Genomic DNA, 24,347 nt, shown 5'->3' with positions numbered 1-24,347 from the left:
TAAGTAAGTAGACGAAAATAAATCAAAGTAGATTAAGTAATGTAAGAAATCTGGAGATGATTTCGTAGTAAGGGCTTCAGCCCTCAAATGAGGAATAAATTCCTCACTACAAACTTTGAATTATTCAAGCCGTTCTACTTACTTAAAGCAATTAAAACCGATGAATTACTAACTGCTTTCATGATAATATTTCTAATGTCTCTAAATCTGTTTCTAACTCTTCTAAATCATAACTACGATCAATATTTTCTTGTCCCAATAACTCATGAAATTCCCATTTACTTAATTGCGACAATTCACGGGCTTTACCAAAAGAAAGAATCCCTTTTTGATAAAGTCTAATTGCTAATTCAGTGCGGATGCGATGCAGACGTTCATCAGGAGGTAGACGTAATCCCTCAGTTACTTGATCAGGAATTTCTAAGATTAGTTTACTCATATTGTTTCACATCAGGATCAAGAATAAGTAAGTTGGCGTTAAACAATCAACATATGTAACGAAATGTAAATTCGACAAATACCTTATAGATAGGTTATTTAAGGGTTTTTACGAAAAAAATGTATATTGATTTTATCGTGCCGACTTACTTAATCATATCATTTTGTTTAGGGAAATGTTCTACTGTCGTTGTCCCATCTTCATGATGAATAGTAACACTATACCCTTCTTGATACCGTTGAGAATATTTACCCCGAATAGGATTTTTTAGTTGACTTAAATCATATTCTTCTTTTAAGTCATCTTCTATTTCATATTGTCTTTTCTCGTTCATAATATCTCCATTGAGTTACAGCCCATTGATGAAAGCGATCAGATTTCCTGAAATAAGCAACCAAAACACCAGTATCAAGAATTATCTGCTGATTCATTTCTGTCCATATTCTTCCATATATTTCTTATTAAAAGAAAGATCGTCTACCCCACCTTCAATAACTCCTTCCCATTTTCTCAATAGATCATGAGGAGAAGCTTCAGGCTTTTTTAGATTTGAGTTTTCCGAATCTTGATTAACTTGGTGATTACCCAATTCAAATGCCAGAAATTCAATAAACCGGAGAACTTGCTGCTGTTGATCTATAGGTAACTGCTGCATGGTAGTTACTACCTTTTCCAGAATTGTCATAACCTTAATTCTTTTGAGATTGTGTATTCACCTTAATTATCACGCAGAAACAGAAACTTCCGACTGATAGCAAATCCCCGCTTCCTTGAATCTTTGTAAAGCTTCACCCAAGCGATCGCAATCTGCAATTAAACTAATTCTCACATAGCCTTCACCACCCACACCAAAGGCATTTCCAGGAGTCAAAACCACCCCAGTTTGCTGTAAAACATTCAAAGCAAAATCTGTAGAATTCATTCCCACCGGACATTTTATCCACAAATACATAGTTGCTTCCGTTTTGGGAATATTCCACCCTAACTTACCCAAACCATCTATTAAAAAATCTCGACGAACGCGGTAACGTTGTTGCACTTCATGTAAATAAGAATCAGGAAGTTGCAAAGCTGTTTCTGCTGCTGTTTGCAAAGCTGAAAAAATGCCATAATCTAAATTGGTTTTCAGTGTCCGTAAACCTTGGATAACGTGACGATTTCCGACAACAAAACCAACGCGCCAACCTGCCATATTATAGGTTTTAGATAAAGTGTGAAACTCGACACCAATCTCCTTAGCACCAGGAATTTCTAACAAGCTAGTGGGTTGATAACCATCAAAAGCTAATTCTGCATAACATAAATCATGGACTAAAAGGATTTCATACTTCCGTGCAAAGGCCACAATTTCCTCAAAAAATTCGCGGGGGGCTGTGGCTGCGGTAGGATTACTAGGATAATTGAAATAGAGGATTTTCGCTTTTCTAGCCACTTCCTCAGGAATAGCTGCTAAATCAATTAACCAATTATTTTCTTCCTTGAGAATTAAATTATGGATAACTCCCCCAGCAATAATCGGTCCACGAAAATGCACAGGGTAAGATGGTGAAGGTACTAATACAGTATCACCAGGATTAATATAGGCGATCGCTAAATGTCCCAAACCTTCCTTAGAACCAAGTAAGGGTAAAGCCTCACTATCAGGATCAAGGGTAACACCATAACGGCGATGATACCATTGAGTAATCGCCTTACGGAAACTAGCCGTTCCTTCAAATGGAGGATAACCGTGATTAGCGGGATTTTGCAAAGCTGCCATAGCCGCTTCTATCACAGGTTGGGGAGTAGGTCCATCAGGATTACCCATACCCAAATCAATCAAATCTAACCCTTGTTCTCTAGCCTTAGCCTTTAATTCGTCTAAACGGGCAAACACATAAGGCGGCAATTTTTGTATCCGTTCTGCGGGAGAAATCCAACTCAAACTCATTCCTTCACCTCGTCACTTATTCCCCTGGTGGAAACACGATTAACATCTATTGGTGCAGTGGTAGAGACCATTGCAGCCATCAATTGTTCCAACGCTACATTAAACGGTAAACGGTGGATATCAGAATTAGGTTCTAAACTAATTTCTGCTGCTGTTTGTAACTCACCCAGAGTAATATTACCTAATCCCAAATCTGCTAATTTTTGGGGTAGTCCAATCTCTGCATAGAACTTCAACAATTGTTGTCTTGCTGACGCTGCTAATTGATTTCCCTGGATCATTTCTTCTAACCGCAGTTGTACCAGGATACCATAAGCGACCTTTTCCCCGTGAATACTACCATGTCCAGAAATATGAGTTAAGCCATTATGAACTGCATGGGCAGCGACTGTGCGACATTGCGCCCCACCAAGTCCCCCAATTACTCCAGCGAGAAGTACAGTTGCGTCCACAACTTCTTGCCAAACTTCCCCACCTGGAGACTGTAACGCAGCAGCAGACTTTTGCAATAAAATATCGCGTAAAATTCGCGCTTGTTGAACCGCAGCAATAATTAAAGTTTGTTGCAAATGTCCACTACTCACTGATGCTTCATACCATTTAGCGATCGCATCCCCAATTCCTGCTATTAATGTGATTGGAGGTGCAGTCTGAACTAAATTATAATCCAAAATCAGCAAATCAGGACAGCGAGATAAAGCCACATCATATAAAAACGCCCCGGTTTCTGAATAGACATTAGAAAGGGCAGTCCAAGCCGCACAGGTAGCCCCAGAAGTGGGAATTGTCACAATTGGTAATGTCAATTGGTGGGCGACTAATTTAGCCGTATCCAGGGCTTTACCACCACCAATACCGATAATCAGATCAGCTTTATGTTCTTTAGCGGCTTTGCGTAAGGCTTTCAAACTAGCTTCACAACAATCAGCACCATAGGAAACTGACAAAGGATGTAATTCTGGAGATTGGCAAAGAGATTGTAAACTCTCTTGACTCAGATTGAGAGTCTGATTTCCAGCAATAATTAAGGGACGAGTTCCCAAATTAGCAACTTCACCCGCAACGGTTGACAACACACCCGCACCGCGAATTACTTTCCCAGGGGAAACAGAAAGGCTGAAAAATGAACTAGAGGTTTGAGTGGACAAAGTTTCAGTAGAATGTTGATTAGGCATGATCTTGATTTTGCCAAAACTATTGATATTTCTTAATCAAATTTTAAAATAATCTTTATTGTATGATAGATGACCAAAAAATGTGCAAACAAGAAAGAAGCAGGGGGCAGGGGGAAGAGGAGAATATTTTTCTTCCCAATTACCCATTACCAATTACCAATTACCTATGAAGCAGTGGGTTTTGGTAATGAAGCAAATTTATCTAAATAAACTTCTACCACCATTTCTGGGTCTTCACGACTGACCAAAGTGCGATTTATTTGACCCAAGTACAGCGGTACAGATAACCCTATTTCTGGGTGGATAATAGTGCGAGCGCGGACTATCATTTCCTTACTACCACCAGTACCTAAGCGACCATAGGAATAAAGGTTACTAGCTGCTTGACGTAAAGTTGCTTCTAATTCTGTGGGAGTAATTTCTGGTGCGACGGCAATTACTGTTTGGTTAGAACCGTTATCATAAACTAGGCTGTACTTGACAGCACCAGGAATAATTGTGCGACTCAGGGGAACGAGGGAAAGTGAAAATAATCCCCCTGTCAGTACCAGCATAAAGCCAGTTGCACCCACCAGTCGAAAGCGAAAGCCCCATTTAAGAATGAAAGCTAAGATTGTCAGGACTGCAAATACTATTGTCGCAATACCTGACCATTGGGTATATTGCAGAAAATTAGCGGTACTAGGCATAAGGTTTTAATTACGGATATTACCATCTTACCTATCAGCAACACCAGATTTTTACACAAAAACAAAAACACCCCCCATTTCTGGAGGGTGATTCTGTAATTAAGCTATTAACAAAGCTTTAATTATTAACCGTTGATTGCAGGAGCGCTCATTGCAACAGGAGCAACATCACTAGCAGCCAAGTCTAAGGGGAAGTTGTGAGCGTTACGCTCGTGCATTACTTCCATACCTAAGTTAGCGCGGTTGATTACGTCAGCCCAAGTAGCGATAACGCGACCTTGAGAATCAATAACGGATTGGTTGAAGTTGAAACCGTTCAAGTTGAACGCCATTGTGCTGATGCCCAAAGCGGTGAACCAAATACCAAATACTGGCCATGCAGCTAGTAAGAAGTGTAATTGACGGCTGTTGTTGAAAGAAGCGTATTGGAAAATCAAACGACCGAAGTAGCCGTGGGCTGCAACGATGTTGTAGGTTTCTTCTTCTTGACCGAACTTGTAACCGTAGTTTTGAGATTCGGTTTCAGTTGTTTCCTTAACCAAGGAAGAAGTTACCAAAGAACCGTGCATTGCAGAGAACAAAGAACCACCGAATACACCAGCTACACCCAACATATGGAAGGGGTGCATCAAGATGTTGTGTTCTGCTTGGAACACGATCATGAAGTTGAATGTTCCAGAGATACCCAAAGGCATACCATCGGAGAATGAACCTTGACCAATTGGGTAGATCAAGAATACTGCGGTAGCTGCTGCTAAAGGTGCAGAGAAAGCTACACAGATCCAAGGACGCATACCCAAACGGTAAGAAAGTTCCCACTCACGGCCTAAGTAGCAAGCTGCACCGATTAAGAAGTGGAATACTACCAATTGGTAAGGACCACCGTTGTACAACCACTCATCTAAGGAAGCTGCTTCCCAGATTGGGTAGAAGTGCAAACCAATAGCGTTAGAGGAAGGAACAACTGCACCAGAGATGATGTTGTTTCCGTAGATCAAAGAACCTGCAACTGGCTCACGGATACCGTCAATGTCAACGGGAGGCGCAGCAATGAAAGCGATGATGAAGCAGGTAGTAGCGGCTAACAGGGTAGGGATCATTAGTACACCAAACCAACCGATATATAAACGGTTGTCCGTGCTGGTGATCCACTCGCAAAAGCGATCCCATACGTTAGCGCTGGAGCGCTGTTGTAAGGTTGTGGTCATTTTATAATTGCTTTATTTTCTTATGATGTTGGTAGGTGGTTCTGCCTACCTGTATACAACATTAGAGGATAAGTTTAAATTTGTAAAGATAATTAGAATTAGTATTAGTTATATCAGTTATATGTTTTCCTAATGTAATGAGGTTTACAGAAATTGCAGCCGCAAATTCACTCCTAAAAATCAAAGTATATATAAGGTAAACTGCCTTCAGGCGCTAGTAACCAAACTGCATAAAAGCATAAGGGGACAAAAACAATTTTAATTGGCCAGCTAAACTCTAATTTCATTTCTCGTTTAAAAGCATAAGAAATACTCATCAGCAAAGCTATGCCGAGCAGCAAATAAGAAATTTGATATTGACTCATATTTAGAGCTTCTATATAGACCTTTGCGGCAAATTGTTGATCACCCCCATGACCCCAAAGGTGTTGAATAACTAAAGCAGAGTCTTGGAGGTTGGGGAGACGAAACCAAATCCAAGATGTAAAAACCATGATTTGTGTCAAAAACCAAGCAAAAATTATTCCTAGCGGGTTTTTCCAAAATAAGTTAAGAATTGTCAAGCGATCGCTTAATACACTAATGAGACGATGCCCAGCTAAAGCGATACCATGCAACACACCCCAAATAATAAAACCCCAAGCTGAACCGTGCCAGATACCAGCTATTAGCATTACTATTAGTAAATTTCCGCAGGTACGCATTAATCCGCGTCGAGAACCACCTAAAGGAAAATAAAGATAATTACGCAACCAATCACCCAATGTGATGTGCCAGCGTCGCCAAAAATCGGCAATACTGGTACTGAAGTAGGGAAAATCAAAATTTTCCGGTAAAACTAAACCAAATAGTAAAGCACTACCACGAGCAATATCAACATAACCATTGAAATCTAAATATAGTTGCAAGCCATAAGCAAAGGTAGCTAACCACAAATCTGTACTACCTGCTCTTTGTAAGTTACCAAAGCATAAATCCACAAATATACCCAAATTATCAGCGAAAATACCTTTTTTAACCGCACCTCTAGCAATTAACCACAGTCCTTCAGCAACTCTATCAATGCTGGGAAATCTTAGGGTATCAAATTGAATTGCTAAATTATGGTAACGAGTAATTGGCCCAGAAATTAGTTTGGCAAAAAATAATTTATATGTGGCAAATTGGATAAATTTAGTAGTAGCAGTAGCACCACGATAAACATCTATTAAATAAGCAATACATTCAAATGTAAAGAAAGAAATTCCTAAAGGTGCAACTAACTTAATTAATGATTCTGGTGAATTTGTCGGCTGATTAAAAACTAAATTTAGGAAATAATTTATGTATTTAAAACCTAAAAGAATAAAAACATTAAAACCTATACCAATCGACAACACTTTGAGACGACGTTGATTCCAGTCAGCTTGGGTAAATTGCCGTTCTTCGTTAGATAAATTCCAGTTTTGAGAATGCTTTCCTGGTGAAGTATTGCTGCCAATTTCTAAACCTAGACGGAAGTTAATAAAAGTTAGTGCTAAAAGTAATGGTAAATATTGAATGTGCAAAGATGCGTAGAAAACAAGGCTGGCTATTAGCAGTATCCATAATCTTATATTTGCTAAATTAACAGTCCAGTAGATTCCTAAAACACTCAACAAAAACAGCCCGTAAAAAATTGATATAAATTTCATTTTTGATTAATTTATGATTTTGAATTTGTGATTGGGAAGAAAGAAGATAAGTATTTTTTTCTCTTCCCTATTTAATCACTTTGTTGGCCAGCTAATCATTGGATCTATAGCCAGTTTTTTTGATACTTCATAAGCACCATAGCGATTGAGGTGACTAGGATCTGAAAAGTAATCATTTGCTTTTGGCCATAGCTGACTTAAATCACGATATATAAATTGAGGATGATTGGTAAAGCTTAATAAATACTCTTGAAACTGTTGTTCATATTTTGTGCGTACAGGATCTAAATAATCTGAAGTAAGGGGCATATTGACAAAGACAAGGGAGATCTTATTATTTTTGGTAAACTCTAACATAGAATGGAATGCCTGATCTTGTTTACCTGCTAATTGGAAAGATTTATAATCGTTGTCGTAATCTCCAGAAACTTTGGGGTGTTTTTGATAATATGTGCTGGGATTAAAGCGAATAGATAAAGGTAAGAATCCATCAAAATCAACTCCGGGGAGAGAAAAATTATTGTCTATTTCAGAATCATGGGTGAGATTAATTTTTGATTTAATCGGGGGATTTTGATAGCTAAAAGGTAGATATTGAAGTTGTTTTTGGAGAAGAATTTTAATTTGATCACGGTTTTTATAACTAGCAGATAAATTAGCTACAGACTGATTTAACGAATCGTTAGCGACTTGATAGATACTAATATCTTCTATCTTAGGTTTACTACTAATTTTTTCTTTTCCATCTTCTGGGTTATGAGGAAATTCATTATTTTTGACCGTTGTTTTGGCTTTTTGCAATATTTCCTTGTATCCTGGTGAGGTTTCAATTGCATTGAAAGTAATATCTTCTCTGCCATTATTAAAGGCGCGAGAACCATCTGCCCATAAAATAACTTTTGGCAATTCTTCAGGTTTTAAAACCTGACGGATAAGAACGTCAACGACTTGGGCTGTTGCTCCATTAATACCAAAGTTAAATATATCAATATTGCTATAATTTTGGGTGACTAAAGCTTTAGAAAGGGCGACAGGATCAACTCCTCTCAGGGCGCGAGAAGAACCAATAATCAAAACATCTGGTGGACGTTTTTTGGTGTTTAAACGATGTTTATAGAGGGCTAATTGTTCATCTAATTGCCTAGCATTAAAACTGGGCGTTTGTGATCTAGCTGCTAATAAAATCGCTGTAGCTGTAGCTTTTTCTTTTAATGGTGCGGCTGGTAAATTTTCTGATTGAGAACCATTTTCATTGATAAATTCAGAAGCATTAAAAGCAGATTGATCATTATTAGGTAATTCGGTTGTTCCTGATTGATTTAAAAATGATGTTTTCTGATTATTTGGTAATGGTAAAGATGCTGGGGCTTGTGAGGATAAGGGCGAAATAGTATTATTAGTAGCTTTTGGTGAATTCTTAATAGTATGGGCGACAAAATAGCCTAACATGAAATCACTTTGTAACGCGAGAAGTAATCCTAATGCCAGCCAAATCATTCCACTGCTAATTCCTTGATTGTCGGGATTTTCATCTATTTCTTGATTAGATGATGTAAATAGTTGACTGTTTAAAAGTAAATTTCTGATGATTTTATTGGTATTTGTTAACCAATTTTTTGTTTTTTCTTTGATAAAACTTTGTACTTTTGTATTTGTTAAATCAGGACGCAAAATTTCTTCACCGTTTTCACCGATCATCAGGGAATTTACATATTCTGATGTAGCAGCAAATTCTGGTGTTGCTTCGGGGACTAATCGAGAACGTTCTTCTAGATCAACTCCATGATGCCATACGGGTTCTTTATCACCAGCACGACGACCATAAACACGGACACCTGTAATACCATGAATTTTCAGTTGGCGGATAAATTGAGTCACTTTCCGAGAAACTTGATGGCGTGTGGGACAAACGGTAGCATCACACATGATGTGTAATAAATATTCTTTGCAAACTAGTAATACCCGAATACCACCTGTTTTCAATCGCCAATCTAGGTCAGGATTAAGCAACCGCTCTAGTAAAAAAATAATTGCTGGTTGATCACCTGTACGGGCAAGTTCCCAAGCAGATGTCACTAGGGTGGGATGCTGGGATGCTGGTAAAGATACCCAGTCTATCCAAATTGGTTTTTTATCCGCTGTTTTTTGTCCGTATATGGCGGCTGAGATAATAGCTTGAGGAGCAATATTTTTTAGCAGGGGGACAATGGACTGTAGCGCGGTTTCTTTATCTGGTGCAGGGGCGGTTTCTAAGGGGTCAAAAGCTGGAGTACAAAATATGTGTAAAGTAGATTCTCTGAGAGAAGTTTGTAGTGCTATTTTGAAGCCTAATAATTCCTCTGTTAATATTTTAGCGATCGCTTGCACATCTCCCCACCGCGCCCATTCTTTTAACATCACCTCTGGAGGTGTTAAATCTACTCTTACCCGCCAATCTGGGTCGGTTTCCCCGCGAACTTGGGCTACAATGATCCCATCCTGATAACCAACAAGCTGCAAATATCTGAGCTTTTGGGCTACCGTTTCTGCCAGTAATGATGAATCGGGGCTATAGCTAGACTGACAAAATACCCACAGACGATTAACGACTATCTGAGAGTTATTTTTCGCCGGAGAGGGTTGAATTTTTACCTGTATTGCTATCCCTAAATGGCTGAGATGTTCGCTCAAATAGCGAGCAATGGCATCGGCATCTCCTTGGCGTGCCAGACTCTCATTAGAGATAATTAACGAGCCACCGGGATTTATAGGCGTTTCTGTTTGTGATAATAGTGACTGTTCTACCTGTTCTAAATGTTGCTCTAGTTGATTCAAGTACACCCGATGACACCATTCGGGACGGTGTTCCCCTTTTTTTCGACCATAAATTAATATCTGGTATATTGACGGTTGTTCGTCATTGGTAAGGGTATCTACATCGGTTTGCTGTAGCGCTTGCAGTAACTCCGATAAGGTTTGCCAACGTTGTGGACATTCAACGCTTTCACAGAGAATATGTAGGTCATTACCTAGCAATCGGACTTTTACCCCGAAAGTATTTATACCTGTTGCTTGGCTTACCCATTGCACTAAGGAATTTTGACGATTATCAAGTAATACTGTTTTCATGGGCGGTGGAATTTAACAGCAAGGTTGTATTGGGGAATTTCGGCTGTACTTGTCAACTAGAATCATAGAATTATCACATTTTGCCGTTTTTTTTAACAATTTTGTTACCTTTGCAGCTTGCAAAATTGACAAAGATAGTCTTATATCAAGAGTTTAGAAATCAGGAGGTAGGGGTGCTGCGCCAAGGAGTCAATACCTTCTGCAAGGGATAAATAAAACATTACCAACATTATGCGGTGCTATCAGACACCAAAATAGTTTTAACCTTTTCCCCGTTTCCTGCTATATTTTTCTACTGTTAACATTGATGTAATATACCGTAGCCCGCCTGGGAATAAATTCCCAGTCTCATAGCAAAAGTCATCTGAAGATGACTAAATAAACGTCTACTAATTACTGAAAATTACAATGCCATCCGTAAACCAACAGTTCTTTTCTCAATCTGGATTAAATTGCATTGCATTCACTATTTCCCCTGCTTGTCTTTTACAAGTTGGTACAGTATCTATACTGATGCTACTCATGGCTCAAAAAGCTACGGGCGAGGCATTAATCGGACTGGGTGAAGCAAGTGAAGAATTATTACGAGGCGATCGCTTACCTGTTCTCAATTTCCCAGATGATCACAAATTAGACAAGGGTCAATTCCCAAGGAGTACACCCAATACCAGCCGCAACTAACATCACACCCTTAACAGAAAATCATTCTATTTTGCGTCCCGAAGTTTTAATCGGATTGGTCAGTTGTCAGTTGTCAGTTGTCCGTTGTCCGTTGTCATTGGGTAGTTTTATTCTTCCTTCTGACTCCTGAACTCCTGAATTCCTGAATTCCTGAATTCCTGATAGCGAAGCGTCGCGTTAGCCATACTCCTCACTTTAAAAACTCTTTGGGATTTTTTGCTTCCCAACCGAGGGAACCGTTAGAACGCATTTCAAAATGAAGATGAGGTTGTGTGGAGGTTGGTTGTCCGGTAGTTCCGACTGCTCCCAAAATATCGCCTTTGTTGACTGTTTGACCGAGAGTAACTTTGATGCTGTCAAGTTGGGCGTAACGGCTTTGTAAGCCACCTGCGTGGTTAATAATGACTAACTTGCCATAACTACCTTGTTCCTTGGCAAAGACGATGATTCCAGGAGCGATCGCTGTCACAGGAGTATTTACTGGTGCTAACAAATCTACGCCACTATGAAAGAAAACATCTCCTGTAATCGGGTGAATTTGCCAACCATAAGCTAATGCAACATCTGTACTACTTGGCAAGGGATAACCAGTAATGTTTCCAGCCGGGGTACTAGGTGCGGTAGCAATTGTCCCAGAAGTAGCAGCAGGAGCAGTAATTACCCCTGGAAGTATCGGTAAAAAGACAAATTTAGGGGTTTTCTGACAACCATTGATTTCAAATACTGTATCTGGACGGACTTTATACTTAGATGCTATTTGTTTCCAGTTTTGATTACGAGGAACTTCGACAACAATGCCATTGAAAGGGAGAATTTGCAGTTCTGTTCCTGGATTTACTACCCCATTCTTCACGGATGGATTAATCCCAATAATTGTTTCTGGTGCTAAATTATAGCGATTAGCTATAGTTGCTAAAGTTTCACCACGATTAACTTGATGACGTTGGATACGAGCTAAAGCGGGAACCGGGCAACTTCCTGGACTAGCATTAACGCTTTGTGACTGTGGCAGTATGGATAATAAACCCAAAGTGCTAAATAAGCTCAAAAAACATAGTGAACAATAGGAAAATTTCATGCAAATAAGTCCAGAAATCGCTAATTTTTAGATTTTAGTGGGGAATTGTTAAAGATAGGATAAAGTTTTTCCTCTATCTTTCTACTACCTATTTTGAGTAAATTCATGATGAAATTCCAGAAGTAGATATGATCCCCGAATATGCTGACAAATTTCTAATATTTATATGTCAAATGATCTGTTCACTGAACGTTTGCTTGACTACACTAAAGAGATAAGCTTCCATCTGTCCTTGAGCGCCATTATTCTTAATTATTATGAAGTTATCTTTGAAACAACTGGCTGTTTATCTAGGTTTGGTGGTAATTGGCTCTGGTGGTGGTATCTTTGCTAGTCGTTATTTTTGGACACACAATCTTTCATTTCAACAGTTAAAAAATGTGGCGGTAACTTTACCTGCTGAATCTGTTGTTCCCCAACCTGTCAATGGCATACTCAATTCTCCAGGAGGTGATAATGTCAATTTTATCGCCACTGCTGTCAGCAAAGTTGGTCCTGCGGTTGTGCGGATTAATGCAATTCGGAAAATATCAAATCCGATGACTGAAGCTTTGAAAAATCCCTTATTTCGGCATTTTTTCCAAGAGGATGAACGACTAATGCCCTCAGAAAAAATTGAGCGCGGGACAGGTTCAGGATTTATTCTGACCGAAGATGGCAAGTTATTAACTAATGCTCATGTAGTGGCAGATACAGATACAGTTCAAGTCACCCTCAAAGATGGGCGGACTTTTGAAGGAAAGGTCGTAGGAATTGATACGGTAACAGATATAGCCGCAGTCAAAATTTCTGCCGATAAGTTGCCGATAGTCAAGTTAGGTAATTCACAAAATTTGATTCCTGGACAATGGGCGATCGCAATTGGCAATCCTTTAGGTTTAGATAATACTGTCACTATTGGCATTATCAGTGCCACAGACAGAACTAGCGCCCAAGTAGGTGTTCCTGATAAGCGCGTGAGTTTTATCCAAACAGATGCAGCAATTAACCCTGGTAATTCTGGAGGACCACTTTTAAATGCTCAAGGACAGGTTATTGGTGTGAATACCGCTATCCGTGCTGATGCTCAAGGACTTGGTTTTGCTATCCCCATTGAAACCGCTTTCCGTGTAGCCAATGAACTATTTACCAAAGGAGAAGTTGCTCACCCATTTTTAGGAATTGAGATGATAGATATTTCCACAACTACAAAACAGCGACTGAAAGAGGAAAATCAACTAAACATTCAGCCAGATGTGGGAATTGTCATTAGAAAAGTTATGGAAAAATCACCAGCGCAGACAGGAGGATTACTTCCTGGTGATGTGATTCAAAAGATTAACGGCAAACAAATAAAAATTTCTGCCCAAGTCCAGAAGATAGTTGAATCAAGTACCGTTGGGGACATTCTCGCAATAGAAGTCAACCGCAATGGTAAAACTCAAATCTTTAAAGTCCGTGCCGGAAATTATCCCCAATAGTAGGGAACAGGGAACAGGGAACAGGGAACAGGGAACAGGGGGAGGGGAGCAGGGGGAGGGGAAGAAACTTTCTTTGTGTTCTTTCTTTGTTTTTTTGTTCTTTGTGAACTCCTGACTCCTGACTCCTGACTCGGTGACTCCTGATTCCTATTGATTGGATAAATGTTCCAATTGCATCCTCTGTTCCATTTGGCGGAGAAAATAACCTGTCATCATTGCCGATGCTAGTATTCCCGCTAGATTGTCCCGGTCTGTTGTAATTTGGACATTGAAATGTTCTGTCGGTATCACTCCCACTAGTCCTTGGACATTCTGGGAAATGATTTGTTTAATTTCAGGGCTGACAGCTTGGGCGACACGGGCTAAAACTTCGGGGGATTGATGCTGTAAATATTTAAGTAATTGATTTGGGTTTTCCCCAAAGCGATCATTCAGAAGTTGATTAGGGTGTTGCTCAGAGTCGTCTTGTAAAAAGTCAGGATCAAACACCATTGGCGATTTATATTAGCGTAACTGCTGATTCTACTCTAAACCATATTCATAGAGTAGCGCATTTTCTACAGAGAAAAGGGAAAAGGAAACTTTCTAACAGGGTACAGACACCTGCTCATTAATAACTTTAACTTGAGTATGGTTAGCGACCATTGTGCGGAATAGATCACCTTCAATAGTTTCTTCTTCTATCAACAAATCAACTGCTCGTTCCAAAATTAACCGATTTTCCTGGATTATTTCCTTAGCCTGAATATAGCAGCGGTTAACAATTTCCCGAACTGCGGCATCAATTTTAGCAGCAATGTCTTCAGAATATTCTGATTTATTCATCCAGTCACGCCCTAAAAATACATCATTGTTTTGATTTTCTAAGGAAACTGGACCCAAATCAGACATTCCAAATTTTGTGACCATTTGTCGAGCCAGACTGGTAACTTGTTGTAAGTCATTTCCCGCACCTGTGGTAACTTCCCCTTTCCCAAACACGATTTCTTCCGCTGCACGACCGCCTAAAGTTGCGGCAATGCGGGCTAAAATTTGGGAACGGGAAATTAAACCCTGTTCTTCATTGGGAGTAAACCAAGTTAAACCCAGTGCTTGTCCTCTGGGAATGAGAGTAACTTTTTGCACAGGATCATGACCTTTAACCAACGTACCTACCAAAGCGTGTCCGACTTCATGATAAGCAATAAGGCGTTTATTTTTGCTATCTACTAAAGCAGTTCCTTCCATACCCGCAACTACTCTATCTATCGCATTATCAACTTCTAAATCGGTAACAGCTTCTTTGCGTCTTCTGGCGGTGAGAATAGCAGCTTCGTTGAGTAAATTGGCTAAATCTGCACCTGTAAAACCAGGAGTGCGCCGAGCGATCGCTTCCAAAGATACACTAGGATCAATCTTCTTATTCTGAGCGTGGACTGTCAAAATTTCCTGTCTTCCCTTCAAATCGGGGACATCCACAATTACCTGTCTGTCAAAGCGTCCGGGACGTAATAAAGCCGAATCCAGGACATCTGGACGGTTGGTAGCAGCAATAATAATAATTCCCGTATTTCCTTCAAAACCATCCATTTCCGTTAATAGCTGGTTAAGAGTTTGTTCCCGTTCATCATTGCCACCACCAATACCCGCACCCCGTTGTCTACCTACTGCGTCAATTTCATCAATAAATATCAAACAAGGCGCATTATCTTTCGCTTTTTTGAACAAATCCCGGACACGGGAAGCACCTACCCCGACGAACATTTCTACAAATTCCGAACCAGACATACTGAAAAAAGGTACACCTGCTTCCCCCGCAATGGCTTTTGCGAGTAGGGTTTTCCCAGTTCCAGGTGGTCCAACTAACAGCACCCCTTTGGGAATTTTCGCCCCTACCGCTGTGAATTTTTCTGGAAGTTTCAAGAAAGTCACAACTTCTTCTAATTCTTCTTTGGCTTCTTTGACTCCCGCAACATCATTAAATGTTACCCCTGTTTTCGCTTCCATTTGAAACCGAGCGCGAGATTTACCAAAACTCATGGCTTGGTTAGAAGCATTTGCAGAACGGCGCAGGAACAATAGCATTAAAGCCACTAAGGGCAAAATCCACATCAGATTGATTAACAACCCCACAGCGGCTCTATTACCAGCGGAGGAAACTTCACCAAAATCAACGTTTTTTTCTTTAAGTTTATTAATTAATTCGGTATTTTGATCTAAAAGGCGCACCTGTAAAGGTATGGTGTCCGGCTTTTGTCCAGCTAAATAAACCTTAGCTATCTGTTCAGTTTGATCCAACTCTACCTTTCTAATTTCTCCTTTATCTGCCTTCTGAATCAATTGCCCATAGGTTAAAGAATTCCGCTCTGGCTTTTGCTGCGCTAAAACGGGACTACTACCAACTAGCCCCGGCAACATCATCAACCCAGCAGCTATGACTCCAGTTAAAACATGACGCTGAGACGAACTTGATAAACGCTGTTTCATTAAAGCATTTTTGTGCAAATTTTTCATAATAGTTATCCTTTATGGCTGTTTTTCTGGTGAAATTGTCAAATCTAGAAATTACAGTTTTCTTATCTAGTTTAACTGCCAGACTCAATTATTAACAGGTGACAGGGGACAAAGTGAGAGTCTTTAAGATAACTGATTGTCATGGGGAATTTTTGATTTTTCGCAGGATCGCCCAACTCCATGTAAAATACATATTCCGGTCTGTATTTCCTGAATATCATGGGCAGCACTTTTGGTCATCTTTTCCGTATCACTACTTTTGGCGAATCTCACGGCGGCGGTGTGGGCGTTATTATTGATGGTTGTCCCCCACAACTGGAAATTTCTGCCGAAGAAATTCAATTTGAGTTAGATAGAAGACGACCAGGACAAAGTAAAATTACGACTCCTCGCAAAGAAGCGGACACCTGTGAGATTTTATCTGGGGTGTTTGAGGGGAAAACTCTGGGAACACCAATTGCCATTTTAGTCAGAAATAAAAATACTCGTCCCGAAGATTATGATGAAATGGCGCAAAAATATCGCCCTTCTCATGCAGATGCTACCTATGATGCTAAATATGGATTCAGAAATTGGCAAGGTGGTGGTAGGTCGTCGGCGCGTGAGACAATAGGTAGAGTTGCTGCTGGTGCGATCGCTAAAAAGATTTTACATCAAGTGGCAAATGTGGAAGTTATTGCTTATGTCAAGCGAATTAAGGATTTAGAAGGTGTTGTTGATCCGAATACCGTTACTTTAGCAGATGTCGAAAGCAATATTGTCCGTTGTCCAGATGGCGAAATTGCTAATACCATGATTTCATTAATTGAACAAACCGGTCGAGATGGTAATTCCATCGGTGGTGTGGTTGAATGTGTGGTGCGGAATGTTCCCAAGGGTTTAGGCGAACCTGTTTTTGATAAATTAGAAGCAGATTTAGCAAAAGCGGTGATGTCACTACCCGCAAGTAAAGGTTTTGAAATCGGTTCTGGTTTTGACGGAACTTTGTTAACAGGTTTTGAACATAACGACGAATTTTATATTGATGAAAGTGGCGAAATTAGAACAGTAACTAACCGTTCGGGCGGAATTCAAGGGGGAATTTCCAACGGTGAAAATATTATTATCCGAGTGGCTTTTAAGCCGACGGCTACTATTAGAAAGGAACAAAAAACCGTAACTAAGGAAGGTGAAGAAACTCTTTTATCTGGGAAGGGAAGACATGATCCTTGTGTTTTACCCCGCGCTGTGCCAATGGTTGATGCTATGGTGGCTTTGGTTTTATGTGATCATTTATTAAGGCATCATGGGCAGTGTAAGGTGTTGTAGGCAGTGGGAATTTTATGGGGTGTTTATCTGGAATTACCCTATTTAATAGCAAAATATTCTTTTTTCCAAAATCTTTTTTTGTCTCACGCAGAGTCGCAGAGAGGAATGCAAGGAGTATTTTTTATTTGCAATTAGAAGCCACTGCAAAACGTTTAATTCCGGCTAAATCAGCATGAATGGAAATATTGATATAATTACCATTATTTTCCAACAATTCCCGCACCATTTCTGCCTGTCCTGCCATCATTTCAATTAACCACAGCCCACCAGGACGCAAATAATTAGGGGAAATATCAATTAAATGACGAATATAGTCTAAACCATCTGCACCACCATCTAAGGCTAAATGAGGTTCATGGTTGACTACTTCTGGTTGTAAGGTCAGTACGGTATTACTGGGGATATAGGGCGGATTTGATATCATGCCGCTAAACTGACCTTTGAGGGATTCTAGGGGTTGCCACCAAGAACCTTGATAAAATTGAATCCGTTCCCGAAAACCTAAATCTTCAGCGTTGGTTTGAGCAATGGCTAAGGCGGCTGGACTGATATCTACAGCATGAATAGTGGCGGTTGTGAATGCTTCAGCTAATCCTAGCGCGATCGCCCCACTACCCGTTCCCAAGTCCACCCAGTGACCTGCTTTGGCTTCACCGTTAGCAGCAGTTGCGGCCAAATCAATCAATATTTCTGTTTCTGGTCTGGGAATTAAGACCGCAGGGGAAACTGTGAGTTGAAACTTTCGCCAAGCTGTCATTCCCGCAATATACTGAACCGGTAAACGGTCATCTAATCGCCTTTGCCACAATTGCTCTAATTCTGTTAAGGACAATTTTATGGAGATTTGCTGCCATGTTTTGAAAGACTCTAAACGCAGTGCCAAGCGGTCTAAATTAGCTATTGTTAATAATAGCCAATCTACCTCCATTGGGGATATGTCCGAGGCTATAGCTGTTTGAATTGCGGTTTTTCGCCACTGCCAAAGTTCTAATCCAGAAACTATTTGATTTGCCTTTAACATATCAGGAGGTAAAGATGATTTTTTATTTTTTTGGTTGATTTGGAACTATAGAACGAATAAATTCTATTGATTCCCGTGAGGGAAACAAGAAAATTTTATTGGTGCCGGGATCATTACTACTACTGAGTGTTTCAATCACTCTATACAAATCTAATACCTGAATTTCTGTATTCGCTGCTTCCTGTGGTTTAGCCTTTTTGAAGGCTTCTAAATGAGCTACTGCTTGTTCTTTTTCAAAATAGAAAGGAATCAACTGATTTTTTCCCTGGGGAATGGTCAGATAGCTATTATCTTTCTTCAATTTTGGCACAAATAAAGGAATACCATTAAATTTTTTGTCTGGGCTACCACTGGTATTCAGCATAGTTATGGCCACATCCACTTGCTGTTTTGTGGGGACTAAAGTTAAGATTACATTAGAGTCTTTTTTCTTATTATTTTCTACTACTAATTTATAGTAATCGGCTAAAGAAATTGGTGTGATTTGGATAGTATTTGCTAACTGGGGATTTTCTTTTTTAAGCCGATTTTCTAGGAAAAGTTGAGCGTCTTTCTTACTAATAAAAAAGCCTATTTGGGAAATAGTTTTAGATTGATTTTTTTTGGAGATAACTACAAATTCTCCTTTGGGATTAGTTAGTGTAAAAACTGGTACTTCTTGTAAAGTTTTTACCACCTGTTCCTGTGGTAGTGCTAGGGCTTGGAGATTATTTATTCCCAAGATTCCCGCAAACATTACACTACCAGCCAAACCCAATGTTAAGCTCCAACGAACTAATAATTTCATGATCACTCCTCCCGTCAATAATTTCATTAATGCCAGCAACTAGACAAATTGTGAGATTTATGCACCAATCACCAGTTTCAGTTATATCAATACCTTGTCCAAATCGAAAAAAGTCTTGATTTGTAGGTTGGGTTGACGTATGTTACCCAACATGAGCGTCGGGTTGTGATGATATTATCATCTCTAGAAACTGAATATACGCACTAAAGTTAGTTTATTTTTATTTTTACTTTGCTATTCATTTCCATGATCCCACCCAAAAGCCTGAAAACCCTATTATATGTCTTCTCTAGGAAGAAAGAAGATCCTGATGTTTTGCCATTGAGTCCTCTATTTAGAGACGCTCTAATTGTATCTAACGTTCCCAAAAGGTCAGTTGTCAGGAGGAAAAAAGAAGAAGTAAAATCCCCCTGCCCCCTGCTCCTCTGCCCTATACTTGACTATGTAAAAGGTAACTATATGGTTCTTCTAGGGATTGCACGGTACTAGATTTAATGGCATCTAAATAACGTAGTAATAACTGGACTTGTTGTAAATTGGGACGATAGGAGAGATTGCCTTGTTTTTCAAATAGTGGTGGAGAGTTTATGCCTGCTTTGAGGGAATCAATTGCTTTGTAGTCGAGATTTTCCTGGGAGTGATGGGTCAGCCAAAGGTAATCTGAAGCCGCAGGAATTAAGCCTGGTGGTAGTTCACCTTCTAGGAAAGCCAATAACCGCTGTTGACAGATACGGGTATTGATACCACGACTTTCAAATAATTGCAAGACTTCACCAAAGGTTAAAGAACGGTTGGGCAATAGTTTTAGCAATTCAGAGAATAGGAAATAATCTGTGTATTGTTGTTTAGGTATGTCTAAAACTTGGGGATGCAACGGTAACATAGTTAAACCTAGTGCAACTCGACTGCAATTAGGAGCGCCGTTTTCACCAAGGTATAAGTCCTGAATAATTTTGGCATTAGGCAATTTTTGCCGTAACCAACGGTTAATAGTGCCGACGGAAGCCACACCACCGCTGAGGACAGCTTGATTAATAGCTTCGGTGGGAATACCACGGGCTACTAATAATTTGTTAAGCTCTCGATTGAGACGACGGACAAAGGGAACAAAGACTTGACTTTCCAAATCTCGGCGCTGTAATACCCAACGTTGGTCGGCGAATTCTAGGGTAAAGGTTTCTTGGTGCTGTAAAATCAATTTTAAAGCCAATGCTGCATCTAATAAGGCTTGTCCCAGGAGAGAACTTTCTAGACGTTGCTGGAGACGAATCCGTGCTTGTGTATCTGGTTCTCCAACTTTGGGTAGTACCAGTCCTTCTAAACCCAAATTAGAGAATTGCATTTGGTCTAAACCGGGAATTGAGGGTTGCCAATGCCAAGGATTAGCATTCGCTCCTTCATGATGAGATTGTCCAGGTTGGCGAAGTTGGCGGGATTTTGGTGGTAATAGTAACTGACAAATAATATCCTGTTCAATGCCTTTACCAGAGTAGGCAAAATTGTGGAGCATGAAGTTTTTATGTACCAATTCTTCCAGATTTGCTGGTATATCTACCAAGGTCATTTCTACTAACGTTGCCCCAATATTAATTGCTAAAGTGTTACCTACCAGGAGATAATTGCTAGTTTTTAAAGCCCGTAAACCCTGCTTTTCGCTGATTTGGATAGATTCACCATTGGCACTGTCTAATTCTGGCAGTAAACTGGCGATCGCTTCTTCCACAAAAAAGACTTGTTGAGGATGAGAGATAAGTTCGCTAGTCACAATCGCTTCTCGAACATTAAAGCGATATTGTTCGGTCCAACTGGAAGGACAAGTACAGATGACACCAGCGATATTCTTAATTACCTTGGAAAAAGTTGGTATATTCATTCCCACAGCATTAGCAATTAAAGCTGGTGTGGTACTAGTTTGACTAGCTCTGAGAGTTGATAGTAGCTTAGAGAGCGATCGCACTACCCAAATCAATGGACCTGCGGAAAACTCATTTAATTGCAGCATTGGTTCCCATTTTTGTCGTTCTTGCTGGTAGGGAACTGCTATTTGTAAATAAGGCTTTAACTGTGCTGAATAAAGATGAGGGGAAGATTCTGATTGTCCATTTTTCACCTGATGAGAAGTTGAATTTGTCGGTAAATAAACTTCTGCTGGTAACCGGAATGATTGCTGAAAGGAAGCATCACCACTTTGATTTTCTGCTGACCAATAAATTGGATAAACTACCAATTTAGAGTGATTTAATAAAGCCGCAGAAATTCCTGTCGTGCCAATATCAATTCCTAAATACCAAGTCGTATTTAAAGTATCCTCTGGGACAAGATGATTATTTTCATCATTGGGAATTGAGGGTTGAGGACTGGTAATTGGAGATTGCTGACCGGTAATTGAAGCTTGAGGAAAATCTTCTTTTTCTGCTTCTATATATGTCTGAGTTGTCAAACTTAAATCTACTTCCTGACATTTATCTAAAGCTACATCCTGATTTTCCGGTTCTATGTGGGAATTATCTGATTGATTGATAACTGTTATTGGTACTTGTTCATGACTCATATCTACTAACAAATCAGTCAGAACTGTAATTGTATCCACAGAATTTGGTTCTGCTAACGTAGTGCTGTCAGCTAGACTAGAAACTGTCGAACTGTTAATTTCTAATGCTGATAAATCATGATTAACCACTTCAGAAGCAATGGATAAACTTTCATCTTCCTTCAGCAAAATATCAGGAGAAAATGAGAAACTTAGCGGTGAAGAAATTTCAGTATTAAAGAAACTGGCATAAAGTTCAGCTACTTCATCAGTATTTGTTAACTGTAGATCTTTTGCAGATTGTGTTGGCTCTTGTAACAACTCTGTATCCAGATCAATTGGCAATATTTCCGCAGCAGGAAGTTCTACAAGTACATCTTCTGAAGGTGTTAATTGTTCAACAACCGTGGACTCAGCTAATAATGGTGATGCCGCAGTCGGAAGTTCTCTAGATACATTTTCTGAAGGTGTTAATTGTTCAACAACAGAGGACTCAGTTAATAATGGTGATGCCGAAACTATTTCAGTGTTGACATCAGAAATAGAAGACTCATTAATCAAGACTTGTTGTTGTAAATATTGAGTCAAATTATTGAGAAACTTCGCCATCAATTGTTCACCTTGCATCCCCTCATTGTGCATTTTAGCTAATGCTTGGGATAAGGATTGATAATAGGCGTTAATATTCCGTTCTAGGGCTTCAAAAATAGTATTAACAGATCCATCTAGAGACAGTAAGCGTTGATCTAAATTCCGAGCCAAATTTGCCAACTGTTCTACCCGTTCTGCTGATTCTAAAATAGGTTGAATGGCAGAAGTAATTGCTTCTAAATTCTGTAAATCAGGGTTAATTATTACCGCAGAATTTGATTTTAGATGTGGCACTAAACGACCCATGAGGACTTCTAAAAATTCAGAAATCATTTCGTCTTGGTTCGCTAACTGCTGACTTAATGAATGGTTTTGCAGTCGCTTTTGCTCTAGTTGCCTAATTTCCTGAATCAAATCTGCTCTTTCTGCTAACAGCCTGGATAATTCCGCTTGTAAAGGCTGAATTAAGACCATTAATTCTTGTTTGATTTGTCCTGTTTCAATATTACTAAGCTCTGGTTGATGCGAACCAGACTCAAATACAGATGGAACATTAACCTCTTGGTTAAATTGTGTCAAGAGAGATGAAAATTTTGGTGTGGGAAGTGGGTTTGTAGTTTCCGGTAGGACATCATCTTTTGATACTTCTTCCTCACTCAGTCGCACCAAGAAGTTATGCACTCGTTGTAAAACGTCTTTTTCCTGTTGTCCTTGGTTAGACAGGAACTTAGAAATGCCTTTAGCTGTGTGAGACAGTAAGTGATCAATATCTGCAATTAGTTGGTGAATTTCATCAATATGGGAAGTCACGTTAAATTACCTTAGTTAAAAATGTACAAAATTTTAGAAGATTCAGGTTTAGGTAGTTTTTAAGCGCAGAGCGCAGTCTACGCGATTGCGTGGTGTTATTCATGCACTCTCGTGAGGGATACAGGAAAATCAAATAATACTTCTAAGTAGGTTGGCGTTAAAAATTGTCGTTATGACAAGGGAACAGGGAACTCTTAACTGGGAGCAGGGAACTTAAACATGAGTTTTTCCTGTTCCCTCTGAAATTTTTATAACATAGTTGGTGTAATCTCAGACAATCTCTATTAAAGGTGGTTGTAATTTAATGGGTTGCGACAAGTTAACAGAAAATTGCGGTTACGGGAATCAGATAGTCAGTCACGGGTGGCGGATACGTTGCTATTTTTGGCAAAGGGGCAAAGCAAACAAGAGAATACAGGCACGGAAATTCCTAATTTACCCCACCGCGAGTTAAGTAGTTTAAGTGGATTGGCACGGGAAACTGTGACAAGAGTGCTGACAAAATTAGAAAAAAAGGGTTTGATTGTCAGAGATCAAGATATAATTCATATTCCCGATTGGTCAGCTTTGGAAAAAACCATCGTTTAATTTAGTTACCTGCATGAGTATTGTTGATTTGCTCCCAGAAGAACCAGAGAAAGATTCATCTCCTGAATCTCTTCCCCAAAGTCAATTACAGTACCAACCTCTTAAAGTTGAGAGTACCTTGAGGATGGTGGAAACGGCTTTTTTAGCAAGTACGGCGAGTTTAATTTGGTTTATTAATTTTTATTTTCCTTTGGGTCCTGTATTGCGGGTATTTTTTCCTATCCCTATTGCTTTGGTTTATTTACGTTGGGGTAAACGGGCAGCTTGGATGGCAGCGGTGACTTCTGGATTGCTGTTGTCTGTGTTGATGGGTCCATTCCGCAGTTTGTTATTTGTCATGCCTTTTGGCTTGATGGGTGTGCTATTGGGGGTGACTTGGTATCGTCGTGTCCCCTGGATTGTTTCGATGACTTTAGGGACGTTATTGGGGACTATGGGGGTGTTTTTTCGGCTGTGGTTTTTGTCTGTGCTATCGGGGGAAGATTTGTGGGTTTATGTGATTAACCAAGTGACAGAAATTATTGAATGGATTTTTTTAAAGTTGGAATTGTTAATGACTCCCAATTTATTATTAATTCAATTAGGAGCGATCGCTTTCATTGTTCTTAATAATTTTATTTACTTGTTTATAGTCCATCTTACTGCTTTGTTACTTTTGGATCGCTTAGGAAATCCCATTCCCCGTCCACCTCGTTGGGTGCAAGTGTTGATGGATTATGAATGAGGAGTCAGGAGTCAGGAGTCAGGAGTCAGGAGGCAGGAGTCAGGAGTCAGGAGT

General features: G+C 39.7%; 19 protein-coding genes and 1 pseudogene. 5 read left to right on the top strand and 15 right to left on the bottom strand.

Annotation, left to right across the window (positions count from 1 at the left end; genetic code table 11):
• Positions 1–178 precede the first annotated feature (178 nt).
• From PN450_RS00955 to PN450_RS00915, 9 genes are all read right to left on the bottom strand, one after another.
• Positions 179–439, bottom strand: a complete 261-nt coding sequence (locus PN450_RS00955) for a UPF0175 family protein (protein ID WP_039202188.1) — start codon at positions 437–439, stop codon at positions 179–181.
• 145 nt (positions 440–584) lie between these two features.
• Positions 585–773, bottom strand: coding sequence for a hypothetical protein (locus tag PN450_RS00950; RefSeq protein ID WP_271835104.1), 189 nt, complete (start codon positions 771–773; stop codon positions 585–587).
• A gap of 93 nt (positions 774–866) precedes the next feature.
• A complete protein-coding gene (locus tag PN450_RS00945) occupies positions 867–1,124 on the bottom strand; it encodes a hypothetical protein (protein WP_213713160.1) in 258 nt (85 codons plus the stop codon).
• Positions 1,125–1,163: 39 nt separating this feature from the next.
• A complete protein-coding gene (locus PN450_RS00940; RefSeq protein WP_271822058.1) occupies positions 1,164–2,369 on the bottom strand; it encodes an aspartate aminotransferase in 1,206 nt (401 codons plus the stop codon).
• Positions 2,366–3,544 carry an iron-containing alcohol dehydrogenase family protein gene (locus PN450_RS00935; protein WP_271835102.1) on the bottom strand — a complete coding sequence of 393 codons (1,179 nt, stop codon included), beginning with the start codon at positions 3,542–3,544 and terminating at the stop codon, positions 2,366–2,368. Before PN450_RS00935 ends, PN450_RS00940 begins: the two co-directional genes overlap by 4 nt.
• A gap of 164 nt (positions 3,545–3,708) precedes the next feature.
• Positions 3,709–4,233 carry a Ycf51 family protein gene (locus PN450_RS00930; RefSeq protein WP_271835101.1) on the bottom strand — a complete coding sequence of 175 codons (525 nt, stop codon included), beginning with the start codon at positions 4,231–4,233 and terminating at the stop codon, positions 3,709–3,711.
• Between the two features lie 125 nt (positions 4,234–4,358).
• Positions 4,359–5,441 (bottom strand): photosystem II q(b) protein, encoded by a 1,083-nt coding sequence (psbA, locus tag PN450_RS00925; protein ID WP_271835099.1) that lies wholly within the window; start codon positions 5,439–5,441, stop codon positions 4,359–4,361.
• A gap of 173 nt (positions 5,442–5,614) precedes the next feature.
• On the bottom strand, positions 5,615–7,114 hold the full coding sequence (locus PN450_RS00920) for an MBOAT family O-acyltransferase (protein WP_148761245.1): 1,500 nt from the start codon (positions 7,112–7,114) through the stop codon (positions 5,615–5,617).
• A gap of 75 nt (positions 7,115–7,189) precedes the next feature.
• Complete coding sequence (locus PN450_RS00915) at positions 7,190–10,222, bottom strand: DUF1574 family protein (RefSeq protein WP_271835097.1); 3,033 nt, start codon at positions 10,220–10,222, stop codon at positions 7,190–7,192.
• A 408-nt stretch (positions 10,223–10,630) separates the two neighbouring features.
• Between PN450_RS00915 and PN450_RS00910 the strand changes: the two genes are divergently transcribed.
• Positions 10,631–10,903 (top strand): hypothetical protein, encoded by a 273-nt coding sequence (locus PN450_RS00910; protein ID WP_148761247.1) that lies wholly within the window; start codon positions 10,631–10,633, stop codon positions 10,901–10,903.
• A gap of 190 nt (positions 10,904–11,093) precedes the next feature.
• On the opposite strand, the gene PN450_RS00905 is transcribed toward PN450_RS00910, so the two are convergent.
• Positions 11,094–11,981: a LysM peptidoglycan-binding domain-containing M23 family metallopeptidase gene (locus PN450_RS00905; protein WP_148761248.1), complete on the bottom strand. Its 888-nt coding sequence runs from the start codon at positions 11,979–11,981 to the stop codon at positions 11,094–11,096.
• A 257-nt stretch (positions 11,982–12,238) separates the two neighbouring features.
• Here PN450_RS00905 and PN450_RS00900 point away from each other — a divergent pair, with 257 nt between their 5' ends.
• The gene (locus tag PN450_RS00900; protein WP_271835094.1) at positions 12,239–13,441 is read left to right on the top strand and encodes an HhoA/HhoB/HtrA family serine endopeptidase; all 1,203 of its coding nucleotides are present in this window, start codon (positions 12,239–12,241) and stop codon (positions 13,439–13,441) included.
• Positions 13,442–13,588: 147 nt separating this feature from the next.
• Here the strand turns inward: PN450_RS00900 and PN450_RS00895 are convergent, their stop codons facing one another.
• Together PN450_RS00895 and ftsH are read right to left on the bottom strand one after the other, a co-directional pair.
• On the bottom strand, positions 13,589–13,933 hold the full coding sequence (locus PN450_RS00895) for a DUF760 domain-containing protein (RefSeq protein WP_041458567.1): 345 nt from the start codon (positions 13,931–13,933) through the stop codon (positions 13,589–13,591).
• Positions 13,934–14,026: 93 nt separating this feature from the next.
• Complete coding sequence (ftsH, locus tag PN450_RS00890; protein ID WP_271835093.1) at positions 14,027–15,934, bottom strand: ATP-dependent zinc metalloprotease FtsH; 1,908 nt, start codon at positions 15,932–15,934, stop codon at positions 14,027–14,029.
• Positions 15,935–16,153: 219 nt separating this feature from the next.
• Here ftsH and aroC point away from each other — a divergent pair, with 219 nt between their 5' ends.
• Entirely contained in the window at positions 16,154–17,242 is a 1,089-nt protein-coding gene (gene aroC, locus PN450_RS00885; protein WP_271835091.1) for a chorismate synthase, read from the top strand.
• Between the two features lie 121 nt (positions 17,243–17,363).
• Here aroC and prmC read toward each other — a convergent pair whose 3' ends face one another.
• The 3 genes from prmC to PN450_RS00870 form a co-directional block, all read right to left on the bottom strand.
• Positions 17,364–18,263, bottom strand: a complete 900-nt coding sequence (gene prmC, locus PN450_RS00880; RefSeq protein WP_271835089.1) for a peptide chain release factor N(5)-glutamine methyltransferase — start codon at positions 18,261–18,263, stop codon at positions 17,364–17,366.
• A 22-nt stretch (positions 18,264–18,285) separates the two neighbouring features.
• Complete coding sequence (locus tag PN450_RS00875; RefSeq protein WP_271835088.1) at positions 18,286–19,050, bottom strand: Tic22 family protein; 765 nt, start codon at positions 19,048–19,050, stop codon at positions 18,286–18,288.
• 430 nt (positions 19,051–19,480) lie between these two features.
• Positions 19,481–22,981 (bottom strand): hypothetical protein, encoded by a 3,501-nt coding sequence (locus tag PN450_RS00870; protein ID WP_271835087.1) that lies wholly within the window; start codon positions 22,979–22,981, stop codon positions 19,481–19,483.
• 309 nt (positions 22,982–23,290) lie between these two features.
• Between PN450_RS00870 and PN450_RS00865 the strand changes: the two are divergent.
• Positions 23,291–23,569, top strand: a pseudogene (locus PN450_RS00865) (Crp/Fnr family transcriptional regulator); the annotation flags it as partial.
• A 13-nt stretch (positions 23,570–23,582) separates the two neighbouring features.
• Positions 23,583–24,293 (top strand): DUF2232 domain-containing protein, encoded by a 711-nt coding sequence (locus tag PN450_RS00860; protein WP_271835085.1) that lies wholly within the window; start codon positions 23,583–23,585, stop codon positions 24,291–24,293.
• Positions 24,294–24,347: the final 54 nt, after the last annotated feature.

It is taken from the genome of Dolichospermum lemmermannii CS-548, assembly GCF_028330815.1.
GTDB lineage: Bacteria > Cyanobacteriota > Cyanobacteriia > Cyanobacteriales > Nostocaceae > Dolichospermum > Dolichospermum lemmermannii.
The sequence above is the reverse complement of the archived record's forward strand: the minus strand, read 5'-3'. Positions and strand labels throughout refer to the sequence as shown.